A 15,291-nucleotide genomic window follows, 5' to 3' on the forward strand; every position below is an offset into this window, starting at 1 on the left:
CTGAACGCAGCCAACGCACCTGTGGCTCGAAGTATGACGGTTACGAGTCGTATTGCCGGAATAATGCCCGCCCCCGCAACAACCGCACACCCAGCCAGCCACCGCAGACGGACAACAACACCGCGCTAACCACCGGCACCGCAATCCACATCAGGTAATTCGGTTCCCACGGGAAATCGAACACTTTGCGTTGCAGCAGCCACAGTGCGGCTTCCGCGCCAATCGCGGCAGCGATACCCGCCACCAGACCAAGTACGGCAAACTCACACCACAGCGTCCGGTGCAGCATTTTTTTGCTGGCCCCCAGCGTGCGGTAAACGATCAACTCCTGACGGCGCTGACGCATGCCGACCTGAATCTGTGCGAGTAATAACAATCCACCGCACAACATCACCAGCAGAACCATCACTTCCAGCGCCCTGCTCACCTGCTGTAAGACCTGACCGACCTGCCGCAGGATAGAACCAATATCCAGCAAACTCAGCGTCGGGAACTGGCGGTTTAGCTGTGTAATAGTGCTGACATCCCCGTGATAACGGAAACTGGTCAGCCAGCTTTGCGGCTGGGCGTCCAGCGCTCCCGGCGGGAAGATGAAGTAGAAATTCGGCTTCAGGCTGTCCCAGTCCACTTTCCGCAGGCTGGTGATTTTGGCACTGAATTCCTGCGTATCGCCGCTAAACGTCACGGTATCGCCAGGCTTCAGCCCCAGACGCCCCGCCAGCCCTTCGTCAATCGACACTTCACCGGCTTTCGGTGGCCCGTTGCCCGCGACCAGCGGATTATGATCCGGCAGCCCTTCCATCCAGGTCAGATTCAGCTCACGGTTCACCGCTTCGCCGCCCGCATCGTCCGGTTTGATGATATCCGTGGCAACCTTGTCGTTAATCTTCGTCAGACGCACGCGCACAATCGGATAGAAGGTTTCCGGCTCCGCTTTATGCTGATGCAGGAAATCCGTCACCTGCGGAATTTGTTCTTTGGTGATATTAAGCAGGAAGTAATTCGGGCTGTCCGGCGGCAGCTGTTGCTCCCAGCGATCCAGCAAATCGCCGCGCATCACCAGCAGCAAGGCCAGCAACATAAACGACATCGAGAACGCCGCCAGCTGACTGAGTGTCACCCACGGCTGGCGCAGCAGACGGTTAACGGCCAGACGCAGCGGTAACTGACGAAACGTCAGCTTGCGTAGCAACAACAGCGCCCCCCAGCCAATCACACCGAGCAGCAGCGAAAGTACCAGCACGCCCGCCAGCAGTGACCAGAGCAGCGAACTGCCGCCCATCAGCGCCGCCAGCAGACCGACGACCACCAGCACCATCACCGGCAGGAAATACCGCAGCGGCCAGACATTCGCCACCACGTCATTGCGCAACACACGCAGCGGCTGAGTGGCCAGTAACTGGCGATACGGACGGATACCGATCAGCAGCGAGATCACCACCATCGCGCCCATCGACCACACCCACGGCCAGCCACCGGCAGGCGGCAACGCGGCAGGCAGAACCGGCGCCAGCACTTTCATCAGCACGGCTTCGAACACCAGGCCGACCACGCTGCCGCAAATTCCCGCCAGCACCAGCACCGCCAGCCACTGACCGATGATCAGTTTTTGCAGCGCCTTTTTCCCGGCTCCCAGCGTTTTCAGCACCGCAACCAGATCGTAACGGCTGCGGCAGTAATGCCCCATCGACACGGCAATGGCAGCAATCGACAGCATTAGCGTCAGCAGCGCCGACAATGTGAGGAATTGTTGTGAACGTTGTAATGATTTGCCCAGCGCGCCTTCGGAGTCTTCCATGCCGCTCCAGCGCTGATCAGGCTTGAGCAGGCTTTTTATCGCCTCGCCGTAAGTCTGAATAGCCTGCGGAGAACCGGCAAACATATAACGATAAGTCAGGCGACTGCCCGGCTGAATGGCTCCGGTTTTCGGTACGTCATCCAGATTCATGATCACGCGGGGCGCGGTCTGAAACGGGTTAAACCCCGAATCCGGTTCCTGAACAATCACTCCGGCAATTTTCAGCGTGGTATCGCCGACGTCCAGATTGTCACCGACTTTCACGTTCAGCAGCGCCAGTAAACGCGGCGCGACCAGCACGGTTCCCGGCTCAGGTTTCAGCCCTGCCGGTTCGGTTTGTAACGCGCCATAAAGCGGATACGCCAGATCGGTGGCTTTGACGGCCGCCAGCTGCGGCGTTTCACCGGCAAAGGTCATGGTCATAAACGAGAGCTGACGGCTGACTTTCAGCCCCTGTGACTGCGCATCCTGTAACCAGGCTTCGGTAATCGGATGCGCGGAACGCAACACGCGATCGCCTGCGATAAATTCGCGGCTTTGCTGACTCAGCCCTTTGTCCATGCGGTCGCTGATGCTGCCGAGCGCCAGCACACAGGCGACCGCCAGCGTCAGCGCCAGCCAGACAATCAGCAGCGAAGGCGATCGCCATTCCCGCCAGAACCAGCGCCAGATCATGCTTCCTCCCACAATTTCCCGTCGCGCAGACGTAAGCGCCGCTGGCAACGCGCCGCCAGCTGTTCATCATGCGTGACCAGGATCAGCGTGGTCGCCGCATCGCGGTTCAGTGAGAACAACAAGTCGACGATACGTTCGCCGGTTGCGCGATCCAGATTGCCGGTCGGCTCATCGGCAAACAGCAGTTTAGGTTTACCGATAAATGCCCGCGCCAGCGCCACACGCTGCTGTTCGCCGCCGGAAAGCTGCGCCGGAAGATGATGCAGACGCCCGCCCAGCCCGAGACTTTCCAGCAACTGCACCGCCTGCTGACGGCTGCTGCTGTCGCTTTCGCCGCGCAACAGCGCAGGAAGTTGCACGTTTTCCAGCGCGTTGAGCGTCGGCACCAGCATGAACGACTGGAACACAAAGCCGACATTTTTTGCCCGCAACGCTGCGCGCCCTTCCTCATTGAGTTCGCCAAGAGATTTACCCAGCAACTTCACGTCGCCGCTGGTGCCATCATCCAGCCCGGCAAGAATGCCGAGCAGGGTGGATTTACCGGAACCGGATTCGCCAATCAGGGCAATTGTCTGGGCAGGTTTGACAACCAGCTCCACACCGGACAGGATGGTGAGCTGACCTTCACCCTGACCGACGTGCTTACTTAAATGATGAACTTCAAGAACATTTTCCGCTGGCATCTCCCCTTCCTTATGTTGTTAGGATTATTGAGTTTTCGCGCCGTTGCTGCTGATAACTTGCTGATTATTGGCGACAGTTTGAGTGCTGTCTATCGCCTTCCGGTAGCCGAATCGTGGCCGACATTACTGAATAACAAATGGCAAAAAGAAGGTGGCAAGCCCACCATTATTAATGCCAGCATCAGCGGCGATACCGCTGAACAAGGGCTGGCGCGTTTGCAAACGTTGCTGGAACAACACCATCCGCGCTGGGTGCTGATTGAACTGGGCGCTAACGATGGATTGCGCGGTTTCCCGCCGCAAACCATTTCGCAAACGCTGACGCAGATAATCAGTCAGGTCAAACAGGCCAATGCCCAACCGCTGCTGATGCAAATCCGCCTGCCCCCTAATTATGGCCGTCGCTACGGGGATGCGTTCTACGCTATTTATCCGGCGCTGGCGAAGCAGGAAAATATCCCGCTGGTGCCGTTCTTTATGGAACAGGTCGCCGTTAAGCCTGAATGGATGCAGGACGACGGTTTGCATCCGGCACTGGCAGCACAGTCGTTTATTGCCGGCTGGATGTCAGAAAAACTCACACCGCTGCTGACGCATTAAGTTTAAAATACGACGAATAAAATAATACCGGGACGTGAGTAAAACCAAGACGTTACCTTTTCATCCGACTCCCTAGTAAATCACAGTCATAAAAAATAGGGACATCCCACAGGTAAAGTTATGCAAAAAGCTGTATTAATCACCGGTTCTTCAAGCGGTATCGGGCTGGTCGCCGCACAGGATTTACGCGCTCGTGGCTACCGGGTACTGGCGGCATGCCGCAAAACGCAAGATATCGACACGCTGCAACAAATGGGTTTTGAAACTGTTCAGCTCGATCTTGATGATAAACAGAGTGTGGAACGCGCCGCCGCCGAGGTCATCGCGCTGACGGGAAACCGTCTGTACGCCCTGTTTAATAACGCGGGTTACGGCGTTTACGGGCCGCTTAATACCATCAGCCGTGAACAGTTCGAACAACAATTCTCTACCAATCTGTTTGGCACGCATCAGCTGACGCAGCTTTTGCTGCCTGCCATGTTGCCGCACGGCGAAGGACGTATTATCCAGACCAGTTCGGTGATGGGGCTGATTACCACGCCGCGTCGTGGCGTTTATGCCGCCAGTAAATTTGCGCTGGAAGCCTGGTCCGACACGCTGCGTATGGAGCTGCACGGCACGGGAATTCAGGTCAGCCTGATTGAACCCGGCCCGCTGAGCAGTAATTTCACCGCCAATGTCAGTCAGTCACAAGCCGATCAGCCGGTAGAAAATCCGGGTATTGCGCGACGTTTTACCCTCAAGCCGGAGGCAGTTTTACCCAAACTGCACCATGCTTTAGAAAACCCGCGCGCGCGTTTTCGTTATCCGGTCACGCTGGTCGCCCATGCACTGACGGTGCTTAAACGCCTGTTGCCAGCCCGTTTGCTGGACAAAATATTACGCGGAAACAGCTAAGTAAAAACGATAAGGGGTTGAAGCGGCACGAGTCGCCCCCATTTGTTCTTAAATACTTTACATTTCTATACCCTAAATAATTCGGGTTGCGGGAAGGCGGCCAGTTCACGAGATACCGGGAGCTTAGATAACTCAGTGACCGGGATGAGTGAGCGCAGCCAACGCATCAGCAGCTCGAAGTATGACGGGTAGCGGAGAGACAGAATTCATGCTTGCACAACCTACAGTAATCGATATCAACGAATCCAACCTGCACCAGACGCTGGAACAATCCATGTCTGTGCCGGTGATGTTCTATTTCTGGTCTGAACGCAGCCAGCACTGCCTGCAACTGGGGCCGATCCTGGACAAACTGGCTGTGGAATACGCCGGTCAGCTGATCCTGGCTAAAGTGGACTGCGATGCCGAGCAGATGATTGCTCAGCAGTTTGGTCTGCGTTCAATTCCTGCCGTGTACCTGTTTAAAGACGGTCAGCCTGTCGATGGTTTCCAGGGACCACAGCCGGAAGAAGTCATCCGCGAACTGCTGCAAAAAGTGTTGCCGAAAGAAGAAGAGCTGAAGCTGGCTCAGGCGCAGGAAATGTTGCAGGCGGGCAATGTGGCGGAAGCCCTGCCGCTGCTGAAAGATGCCTGGCAGCTGAGCAATTACCGCAGTGATATCGGCCTGCTGCTGGCGGAAACGCAAATTCATCTGAACCGCACCGATGACGCCGAAGCCGTGCTGGCGACCATTCCGTTACAGGATAAAGATTCCCGTTATCAGGGGCTGATCGCACAAATCGAACTGCTCAAACAGGCCGCAGATACGCCGGAAATTCAGCTATTGCAACAGGAACTCCAGCAGGATCCTGAGAACGCTGAACTCATCGTCAAACTCAGCCTGCAATTGCATCAGGTCGGGCGCAACGAAGAAGCGCTTGAACTGCTGATGGCGCCGCTGAAAAAAGATTTAGGCGCAGCGAACGGTGCAGCGCGTAAAACGCTGATGGATATCATGGCCGCTCTCGGTACCGGCGATGCGCTGGCTGCCAAATATCGCCGCCAGTTATATTCTCTGCTGTATTAATTCATACGGCCCGGCTGTAAAATATCAGACGCACGTCACTGAACAGGACGTGCGTTTTTTTTGAGCTTTCCCCCGCCTTTTATCCCCTGAACTATCCTTTATTAATACGATGTAACGGTTATTTGTGCGACAATTCATCACACACTTTGCCGGTCGGCAAATGTGCCAGGGACATGTTTTTACTCGACTATTTCATCCGGAATAGTCAGGACACAGTTTTACAGGAGTTTCACACTATGTTTGATCTGATTCCCATTCCTATCCTTATTCTGATCGTGCTGGCGCTGCTGGTGGTTTACGCCGGGATCAAAATTGTGCCTCAGGGTTATCAGTGGACTGTCGAGCGCTTCGGCCGTTACACCAAAACGCTGATGCCGGGGCTGAATCTGGTGGTGCCATTTGTTGACCGCATCGGCCGTAAAATCAATATGATGGAACAGGTGCTGGATATTCCTTCTCAGGAAGTGATTTCTCGCGATAACGCTAACGTTGCCATCGACGCCGTGTGCTTTATTCAGGTGATTGACCCGGCGCGTGCCGCGTATGAAGTCAGCAATCTGGAACAGGCGATCGTTAACCTGACCATGACCAACTTCCGTACAGTTCTGGGTTCCATGGAACTTGACGAAATGCTGTCACAACGCGACAACATCAACGCACGTTTGCTGCATATCGTCGACGAAGCCACCAATCCGTGGGGCGTCAAAATCACCCGTATCGAAATCCGCGATGTGCGTCCGCCTGCTGAACTGATCTCCGCCATGAACGCGCAGATGAAGGCCGAACGTACAAAACGTGCCGATATTCTGGAAGCTGAAGGCGTGCGTCAGTCTGCCATTTTGCGCGCTGAAGGTGAAAAGCAGTCGCAGATCCTGAAAGCGGAAGGTGAGCGTCAGTCGGCGTTCCTGCAGGCCGAAGCGCGTGAACGTGCGGCGGAAGCCGAAGCCCAGGCAACCAAAATGGTGTCTGAAGCGATTGAAGCCGGTAGCGTGCAGGCGATTAACTACTTCGTGGCACAAAAATATACCGATGCACTGACCAAAATAGGTTCTGCTAATAACAGCAAAATCATCATGATGCCGCTGGATGCCACCAGTCTGATGGGCTCTATTGGCGGGATTGCTGAGCTGCTGAAAGAAACCAAAGGCGGCAAATAATGCTGCATGATTTCATGGCAAATCCGCACGTATTCTGGCTGTCTCTGGGCGGCCTGTTGCTGGCGGCTGAGCTGGTGGGTGCGAGTGGTTACTTGCTGTGGAGCGGCGTGGCTGCGGCCTTAGTGGGCGCTGTCACGTGGATCCTGCCGTTGCCGTGGGAATGGTCAGGCACGGCGTTTGCGCTGCTGACCATTCTGGCGGCGTGGCTGTGGTGGAAGTGGCTGAATCAGCGTGTCGACAAAAGTGCAGGCAATTCAGCGCTGAACCAGCGCGGTCAGCAGTTAGTAGGCACTCACGCCACCGTGCTGGAACCGGTCACTAACCAGTTCACGCGGGTACAGATCGGCGACAGCAGCTGGCGGGCAATTTGCGCGTCGCCGCTGAACGTCGGTGACAAAGTGGTGATCACCGGCGTAGAAGGCGCGACGCTGCGCGTGGAACCTGAGGCTCGCTAAAACAAAATCTCAGTGCTTATGACAGCATCCGCTGAGGTTATCAATGATCGGGCAGTCTGCCCCCTCGTCACCCGGACAGGCATCCGCCAGCGTCAGTAAGCGCTCACGCATCACTTTCAGTTCTTCGATGTGCCGTGCAATTTCGGCGGCCTTTTCTAATGTCCGCGCTTTCACGTCCGCACTGTGGCGATCCGGGTTGTGGAATAACGCCACCAGTTCCTGACACTCTTCCAGAGTGAATCCGACCTGCCGCGCCTGACGCAATAACGTCAGCTCTTCGATATGTTTTTGCGCATAACTGCGGTAGCCGTTCTCACTGCGAGCCGGTGCGGTAACCAGCCCCTTCTCTTCATAAAATCGAATCGCTTTACTGGTGAGACCGGTTTTTTTTGCTACATCACTGATGTTCATTTCGCCTCCACGACAAGCTGATTGTTGCGCATGATACGAACATCATACGCCATGAAATTAAAATAACAGAGACTGCGGCTTGACCTTCCCCTTGCTGGAAGGTTTATCCTCTGTCCTGAGTGAAGTTAACCCAAGGAAAATGATCATGACAACCACCGTATTATCTTTGCAAGGCCTGTCCTGCGGGCACTGCGTGGCTTCAACGCGTAAAGCGCTGGAAGCCGTGGAAGGCACGACTGCCGTTGAAGTTTCTCTGGATAAAGCCATCGTCAAAGGCGATGCCAGCAGCCAGAGTCTGGTCGATGCCGTGATTAACGCCGGTTATGAAGCACAGGTGGTGGAAGACGCATCCCCAAAATCTGAGCCGCTGACCGATAAGGCGAAAGTTTTGCCGGAACCCCTGTCAGCGGCGGCGTCACCTGTTCCGGCAGAAACTCATGCACCACAAACCGCCGACGACAGCGTGCAGCTGTTGCTCAGCGGGATGAGCTGCGCCAGTTGTGTCAGTAAAGTGCAGCGGGCGCTGGAAGGCGTGAACGGTGTCGAACGGGCACGCGTCAATCTGGCGGAACGCAGTGCGCTGGTCAGCGGTAATGCCGACCAGAATGCGCTGATTGCCGCCGTTGAACAGGCCGGTTACGGCGCCGAAATCATTATCGACGAAACTAAACGTCGTGAGCGCCAGCAACAAACCTCACGCAAAAGTATGATCCGCTTTAGCTGGCAGGCGGCTCTTGGCTTAGCTGCGGGTATCCCGATGATGTTATGGGGATTACTCGGCGGTGACATGATGGTGACCGCCGGCAACCAGACCGGCTGGCTGATTGTCGGTCTGCTGACGTTGCTGATCATGATTGTCGCGGGCGGCCATTTTTACCGCAGTGCCTGGAAAAGCCTGATGCACGGCAGCGCCAATATGGACACGCTGGTGTCGCTCGGTACCGGCGCGGCCTGGATATTTTCCTTCGCCGTCAGCCTGTGGCCGGAGGCGTTCCCGATACAGGCACGTCATCTTTATTATGAAGCCAGCGTGATGATTATTGGTCTGATTAACCTCGGCCACGCGCTGGAACAACGCGGGCGTCAGCGTTCGTCTCAGGCACTTGAACGTTTGCTGGATCTGACCCCGCCGACCGCACGCGTGGTTACCGAAGAAGGCGAGAAAACTCTGCCGCTGGCTGACGTTCAGCAAGGAATGATGCTGCGCCTGACGACCGGTGACCGTGTGCCGGTGGACGGCGAAATTCAACGTGGTGAAGCCTGGATGGATGAGGCGATGCTGACCGGTGAGCCGATCCCTCAGCAAAAATCGCAGGGTGAAAAAGTGCATGCCGGTACGCTGGTGAAAGACGGCAGCGTGCTGTTCCGCGCAGATGCCATCGGCAGCCAGACCACCCTTTCACGCATTATTAATCTGGTGCGTGAAGCCCAAAGCAGTAAACCTGAAATCGGTAAGCTGGCGGATAAAATCTCTGCTGTCTTCGTACCGGTTGTGGTGCTGATTGCGTTATTCAGCGGTGCCATCTGGTACTTCTTTGGTCCGCAACCGCAACTGATGTATACGCTGGTGATTGTCACAACGGTACTGATTATCGCCTGTCCTTGTGCGCTCGGTCTGGCAACGCCGATGTCGATTACCGCCGGTGTCGGACGCGCCGCTGAGTTTGGTGTGCTGGTGCGCGATGCCGATGCACTGCAAAAAGCCAGTACGCTTTCCACGCTGGTGTTTGATAAAACCGGCACGCTGACCGAAGGCCAGCCCAAAGTGACAGACATTCATACGTTCAGCGGTTTCAGTGAACAACAGGTTTTACGGTTTTCAGCCGCACTGGAAAAAGGTTCACACCATCCTCTTGCTCAGGCCATTGTCGAAAAAGCGCAAGGGCTGGAAATCCCTGATATCGCGAATTTCCGTACCCTTGGCGGGCTGGGTTTGCGCGGTGACGTGGAAGAACAATCCCTGCTGCTGGGCAATCAGGCGCTGATGCATGAAAACGGGGTGGATACTCAGGCGGCTGACACGTTGCTGGATACGTTAGCCAGCGAAGGTGCCACGCCGGTATTGCTGGCTGCTAACGGTAAGATTGCGGCGCTGTTTGCCCTGCGGGATCCGCTGCGTGAAGACAGCGTCAGTGCGTTGCAACGCCTGCATCAGCTGGGTTATCAGCTGGTGATGCTGACCGGCGACAACCCGCGAACTGCGCAAGCCATTGCGGCGCAGGCGGGAATTGACACGGTGATTGCCGGCGTGCGTCCGGAAGGGAAAGCCGACGCCATCAAAGCGTTGCAGGCCAAAGGGCAGCAGGTCGCGATGATTGGCGACGGCATTAACGATGCTCCGGCGCTGGCTCAGGCGGATGTCGGTATTGCGATGGGTAGCGGCAGCGACGTGGCAATTGAAACCGCGGCGATTACGCTGATGCGCCCGGGCCTGAACGGTGTCGCCGATGCGCTGGCAATGTCTCAGGCGACACTGCGAAATATGAAGCAAAACCTGCTGGGTGCTTTTGTTTACAACGTGATTGGTATTCCGGTTGCCGCCGGTGTGCTTTATCCGCTGACCGGAACTCTGCTCAGCCCGATAGTGGCGGGTGCTGCGATGGCGCTGTCTTCCATCACGGTGGTCGCCAACGCAAACCGTCTGTTGCGCTTTTCACCTAAAAAAGGACAGTCTTGAAAAACACGCCGAAAAAACAAGACGTTTCCCCTGTTCGCTAAACCGCAGGCGCGTTAGCATGGTCTCTCATTTTTCGGGAGACCCTGCATTATGGCGCCGTTTTTAAACCAGGCATTCAGCTGGCTTCGCCGGCTTTTTCCCGCTGAGTATTCCTATCCCGCCCTGGATATCCGGCTTCCCGGCAATCGCTATCTGCATCTGGTCGGCAGCATTCATATGGGCACGCAGGATATGCAACCGCTGCCTGCGCAACTGTTGCGCCGCCTGAAAAAAGCCGATGCGCTGATAGTCGAGGCAGATATCAGCGGCACCGATTCCCCTTTCAGTATGACCGGCGAATATCCTCCGCTGGCTGAACGCCTTTCTGAATCGCAATATCTGCACGTCGAGCGTTTATGCGAAGAACTGGGTGTGTCGATGTGGACGCTTAATCCTTTGCCGTCATGGCAGGTCGCGCTGATGTTGCAGGCCACGCAGGCGCAGCGTCTCGGACTGCGCGGAAATTACGGCATCGATTATCAGCTGTTGCACAACGCTAAAGAGCAGAACACGCCGGTCATTGAACTGGAAGGGCCGGAGGAGCAGTTTGCACTGTTGCAGCAACTTCCTGACGACGGGCTCGGACTGCTGGAAGATACCCTGACGCACTGGCACACCAACGCGCGCCTGTTGCAAACCATGATCAGCTGGTGGCTGGACAGCAAACCGGGGCTGGCGGTCGAGCAGCTTCCGAATACTTTTAGCAGTGATTTATACGATGTGCTGATGAATCAGCGAAATGTGCGCTGGAAAAAACAGCTGCTGGACTTACCTGCAGGAAACTATGTGGTCGCAGTCGGTGCGCTGCATTTGTACGGCGAAGGGAATTTGCCGGAGCTGCTGAAAGGATAAAAAAATGGCCGGTTTTTAAGGCCGGCCAGTCAAAGAGGAATTTCATTTTATTAGTTATAGCTTCAGTACCGGCCTTTTCAGGCACAGCACCGGCGCGCACAGGGTATCAATCTGCGACGGGTCTTGGCAATAACCATTCATTGCTCTACTATTTCATCCTCGCTCAGTAATCATACTTTATTGTTTGTTTTCATCAGATTGAGCTGATGACTATTTTCCGAACAAAAAAGTAAATAAAATAGGCGGTAATCATGACACCCGCGGTCATCCTCCTGGAAAAAAACAACGTCAGCTTTACCCTTCACCCGTACGAACACAGCAGCGATGAAACCAATTTTGGCGATGAAGCCGTGAAAAAACTCGGGCTTGATGCGCGCCAGGTTTATAAAACGCTGCTCGTTTCGCTCAACGGCGATGCCAAAAATCTGGCCGTTGCCGTCACGCCGGTGGCGTCGAAGCTGGATTTAAAAAAGGTCGCCAAAGCCCTGAAAGCGAAAAAAGCCGATATGGCAGATCCGGCTATCGCCCAGCGCATCACTGGTTATCTGGTCGGCGGCATCAGCCCGCTGGGACAGAAAAAACTGCTGCCGACGGTGATCGACAGTCCGGCGCAGACGTTTTCCACGATTTATGTTTCAGGCGGTAAACGCGGACTTGATATTGAACTGGCGGCAGGCGATCTTTGCCGTTTACTCAAAGCCCAGTTTGCCGATATCGCTAAAGTCGACTGACAGGCAGGTACTCTGCACCTCTACAATAAGAAGGCTTCCTCCGCTATGACAGACACGACGTCAACGCCAGTCAGCCCGCAGAAAGACGCAGTCAAAAAGACTGCGTTTTCTATTCTGGCGGCGATCAGCGTTTCTCATCTGCTCAATGACATGATTCAGTCGCTGATACTGGCGATTTATCCGTTACTGCAAAACCAGTTTTCCCTGAGCTTTACGCAAATCGGCCTGATTACCCTGACGTACCAGATAACCGCCTCACTGTTGCAACCGCTTATCGGCTATTACACTGACAAGCATCCGCAACCCTATTCTCTGCCGATAGGCATGGGCTTTACGCTCTCCGGCCTGCTGTTGCTGGCGGTCGCGCAGAGTTTCCCGGTGGTGTTGCTGGCGGCGGCGCTGGTTGGCACAGGCTCTTCGGTGTTCCATCCTGAATCGTCGCGCGTGGCACGTATGGCTTCCGGCGGACGTCACGGACTGGCGCAGTCGCTGTTCCAGGTCGGTGGCAATCTGGGTTCTTCACTTGGCCCGTTACTCGCGGCGCTGATCATCGCGCCTTACGGTAAAGGCAACGTCGCATGGTTCTCGCTGGCGGCGCTGCTGGGGATTGTCGTGCTGCTGCAAATCAGTAAATGGTATCGCCAGCAAAATCAGATCGCCAAAAAGCGTGGCCCGGTGAACAGCAATATCACCCTGCTGCCGCGTAAAACCGTGGCGATGTCGATGGGTATTCTGCTGGTGCTGATTTTCTCAAAGTATTTCTACCTGACCAGCCTGAGCAGTTATTACACCTTTTACCTGATCCATAAATTTGGCGTCTCGGTACAAAGCGCGCAAATCCATTTGTTCGTCTTCCTGTTTGCCGTCGCAGCAGGCACCATTATCGGCGGGCCGGTGGGCGATAGGATTGGGCGCAAATACGTCATCTGGGTCTCAATTCTGGGTGTCGCGCCATTTACGCTACTTTTGCCTCATGCCAATCTGATGTGGACCAGCGTGCTGAGCGTGATTATCGGTGTGATCCTGGCCTCGGCATTCTCAGCCATTCTGGTGTTCGCGCAGGAGCTGATGCCGGGCAAAGTCGGCATGGTTTCCGGCCTGTTCTTCGGTCTGGCCTTTGGTATGGGCGGGCTGGGCGCTGCGGTTCTCGGCTATGTGGCGGATAAAACCAGCATCGAACTGGTGTATCAGATTTGTGCCTTCCTGCCGTTGCTTGGGATCCTGACAGCATTCCTGCCAAATATTGAACGCAAATAGCCCTTAACCTTTCCTTCCCGGCTGCCGATAGTTAAATATCGGCAGCGTCTGAACCCCTATTCCCTTGATATCTGCCTGATAAAACCCATTTAAATCCCGCGTTGGAATTTTTTTTATCGTCTGCTGATGATTTTTAATAAAAAAGGCCAAAATTCCCCAACGCGAAAACGATTTTCACCATAAACTTAGAAACAATCAGCAACATATTTGCTTTATGCATAACCAGAAGGAGTCTGAATGCATCATTCTACGCCTCTCATCACTACCATCGTTGGCGGTCTGGTCCTGGCTTTCCTGTTAGGAATGCTTGCCAACCGCCTGCGTATTTCTCCTCTGGTTGGCTATCTCGCCGCTGGCGTGCTGGCCGGCCCTTTTACACCGGGCTTCGTTGCAGACACCTCACTGGCACCGGAACTGGCTGAAATCGGCGTCATTCTGCTGATGTTTGGCGTCGGTCTGCATTTTTCCCTGAAAGATCTCCTCGCCGTAAAGTCGATAGCCATTCCCGGCGCTGTAGCGCAAATCGCGGTAGCGACGCTGCTTGGGATGGGGTTATCAAGTCTGATGGGCTGGGATCTGGCGACCGGGCTGGTGTTCGGGCTGTGTTTGTCCACCGCCAGTACCGTGGTGCTGTTGCGTGCTCTGGAAGAGCGGCAACTGATTGACAGCCAGCGCGGGCAAATCGCCATCGGCTGGCTGATTGTTGAAGATCTGGTGATGGTGCTGACGCTGGTTCTGCTGCCTGCGTTCAGCGGCATGCTGGAAAGCCATCATTCCAGCCCGGTCGAACTGCTGACCGGACTGGCAGTGACCATTGGTAAAGTGATTGCGTTCATGGTGCTGATGATGGTGGTCGGCCGCCGCGTGGTACCGTGGATCCTCGCCAAAACCGCCAGTACCGGTTCACGCGAACTGTTTACGCTGTCTGTTCTGGCGCTGGCGCTGGGCATCGCGTACGGCGCCGTCGAATTCTTTGACGTGTCGTTCGCGCTGGGTGCGTTCTTCGCCGGTATGGTGCTCAATGAATCCGAACTCAGCCAGCGTGCGGCGCACGACACGTTACCGCTGCGCGATGCGTTTGCGGTACTGTTCTTCGTCTCGGTTGGCATGTTATTCGACCCGATGATTCTGGTGCGTGAACCGCTGACCGTGATCGCCACGCTGGCGATCATCGTGTTCGGTAAATCCATTGCCGCGTTCCTGCTGGTGAAAATGTTCGGGCACTCCAAACGCACCGCGCTGACGATTTCCGTCAGTCTGGCGCAGATTGGTGAATTCGCCTTTATTCTCGCAGGCCTTGGGATTTCACTGGGTTTACTGTCTGAACATGGCCGCAATCTGGTACTGGCGGGGGCCATTCTGTCGATTATGTTTAACCCGCTGCTGTTCACGTTGCTTGAAAAATATCTGGCGAAAACAGAAACCATCGAAGACCAGAGCGTTGAAGAAGCCGTTGAAGACGAGAAGCAAATCCCGTTCGATTTATGCAATCACGCACTGCTGGTCGGTTATGGACGTGTCGGCAGCCTGCTCGGTGAGAAACTTCAGGCCGCCGGAATTCCGCTGGTGGTGATTGAAAATTCGCGTCCGCGTGTCGAAGCGCTGCGCGATCAGGGCATCAGCACGGTGCTGGGCAATGCTGCCAATCAGGAAGTGATGGATCTGGCACGTCTCGACTGCGCCCGCTGGCTGCTGGTGACCATTCCCAATGGTTATGAAGCCGGTGAAATCGTCGCCTCCGCCCGCACCAAGCGACCAAATATTGAGATTATCGCCCGTGCGCATTATGACGATGAAGTCACCTACATCATGGAGCGCGGTGCCGATCGCGTGGTGATGGGCGAGCGGGAAATCGCCAACAGCATGCTGGGTATGTTGCAAATCGACACTCTGACCGAAGACGAAAAAAGGCCGTTTTGCCCGATCTGATTTGTTCCTAACGCCGGGCGCAGTACTTTTGCTGCGCCTGCCCCCCTTCCCGCAAAAAATTCCC

At 55.4% G+C, this 15,291-nt stretch carries 13 protein-coding genes; 10 read left to right on the forward strand and 3 right to left on the reverse strand.

The window, feature by feature from the left end:
- Positions 1–40: 40 nt before the first annotated feature.
- On the reverse strand, positions 41–2,473 hold the full coding sequence (gene ybbP / locus ACM615_RS09660; protein WP_426785150.1) for a putative ABC transporter permease subunit YbbP: 2,433 nt from the start codon (positions 2,471–2,473) through the stop codon (positions 41–43).
- Positions 2,470–3,156, reverse strand: a complete 687-nt coding sequence (gene ybbA, locus ACM615_RS09665) for a putative ABC transporter ATP-binding protein YbbA (protein WP_112287557.1) — start codon at positions 3,154–3,156, stop codon at positions 2,470–2,472. Before ybbA ends, ybbP begins: the two co-directional genes overlap by 4 nt.
- Here ybbA and tesA point away from each other — a divergent pair.
- The 5 genes from tesA to ACM615_RS09690 all read left to right on the forward strand — a co-directional run bounded on the left by tesA (position 3,127) and on the right by ACM615_RS09690 (position 7,331).
- On the forward strand, positions 3,127–3,756 hold the full coding sequence (gene tesA / locus ACM615_RS09670) for a multifunctional acyl-CoA thioesterase I/protease I/lysophospholipase L1 (RefSeq protein WP_165353167.1): 630 nt from the start codon (positions 3,127–3,129) through the stop codon (positions 3,754–3,756). The genes ybbA and tesA overlap by 30 nt on opposite strands.
- 120 nt (positions 3,757–3,876) lie before the next feature.
- Entirely contained in the window at positions 3,877–4,653 is a 777-nt protein-coding gene (locus tag ACM615_RS09675) for an SDR family oxidoreductase (protein WP_431011812.1), read from the forward strand.
- Between the two features lie 208 nt (positions 4,654–4,861).
- Complete coding sequence (locus ACM615_RS09680) at positions 4,862–5,719, forward strand: co-chaperone YbbN (RefSeq protein ID WP_112287555.1); 858 nt, start codon at positions 4,862–4,864, stop codon at positions 5,717–5,719.
- A gap of 236 nt (positions 5,720–5,955) precedes the next feature.
- On the forward strand, positions 5,956–6,876 hold the full coding sequence (locus ACM615_RS09685) for an SPFH domain-containing protein (protein WP_095925004.1): 921 nt from the start codon (positions 5,956–5,958) through the stop codon (positions 6,874–6,876).
- Positions 6,876–7,331, forward strand: coding sequence for an NfeD family protein (locus tag ACM615_RS09690; RefSeq protein ID WP_112287554.1), 456 nt, complete (start codon positions 6,876–6,878; stop codon positions 7,329–7,331). The genes ACM615_RS09685 and ACM615_RS09690 overlap by 1 nt, the downstream gene beginning before the upstream one ends.
- 9 nt (positions 7,332–7,340) lie before the next feature.
- On the opposite strand, the gene cueR is transcribed toward ACM615_RS09690, so the two are convergent.
- Positions 7,341–7,742 carry a Cu(I)-responsive transcriptional regulator gene (cueR, locus tag ACM615_RS09695; RefSeq protein WP_112287553.1) on the reverse strand — a complete coding sequence of 134 codons (402 nt, stop codon included), beginning with the start codon at positions 7,740–7,742 and terminating at the stop codon, positions 7,341–7,343.
- Positions 7,743–7,887: 145 nt separating this feature from the next.
- On the opposite strand from cueR, the gene copA reads away from it, so the two are divergent.
- From copA to ybaL, 5 genes are all read left to right on the forward strand, one after another.
- On the forward strand, positions 7,888–10,419 hold the full coding sequence (gene copA / locus ACM615_RS09700; protein WP_431011813.1) for a copper-exporting P-type ATPase CopA: 2,532 nt from the start codon (positions 7,888–7,890) through the stop codon (positions 10,417–10,419).
- 90 nt (positions 10,420–10,509) lie between these two features.
- Complete coding sequence (locus tag ACM615_RS09705) at positions 10,510–11,310, forward strand: TraB/GumN family protein (protein ID WP_113876117.1); 801 nt, start codon at positions 10,510–10,512, stop codon at positions 11,308–11,310.
- Between the two features lie 251 nt (positions 11,311–11,561).
- Positions 11,562–12,041 carry a Cys-tRNA(Pro)/Cys-tRNA(Cys) deacylase YbaK gene (gene ybaK, locus ACM615_RS09710; RefSeq protein ID WP_431011814.1) on the forward strand — a complete coding sequence of 160 codons (480 nt, stop codon included), beginning with the start codon at positions 11,562–11,564 and terminating at the stop codon, positions 12,039–12,041.
- 45 nt (positions 12,042–12,086) lie between these two features.
- Positions 12,087–13,298, forward strand: coding sequence for an MFS transporter (locus ACM615_RS09715; RefSeq protein ID WP_120160753.1), 1,212 nt, complete (start codon positions 12,087–12,089; stop codon positions 13,296–13,298).
- Positions 13,299–13,535: 237 nt separating this feature from the next.
- Positions 13,536–15,227, forward strand: coding sequence for a YbaL family putative K(+) efflux transporter (gene ybaL, locus ACM615_RS09720; protein WP_431011815.1), 1,692 nt, complete (start codon positions 13,536–13,538; stop codon positions 15,225–15,227).
- Positions 15,228–15,291: the final 64 nt, after the last annotated feature.

It is taken from the genome of Rahnella sp. PAMC25617 (assembly GCF_050606005.1).
GTDB lineage: Bacteria > Pseudomonadota > Gammaproteobacteria > Enterobacterales > Enterobacteriaceae > Rahnella > Rahnella variigena.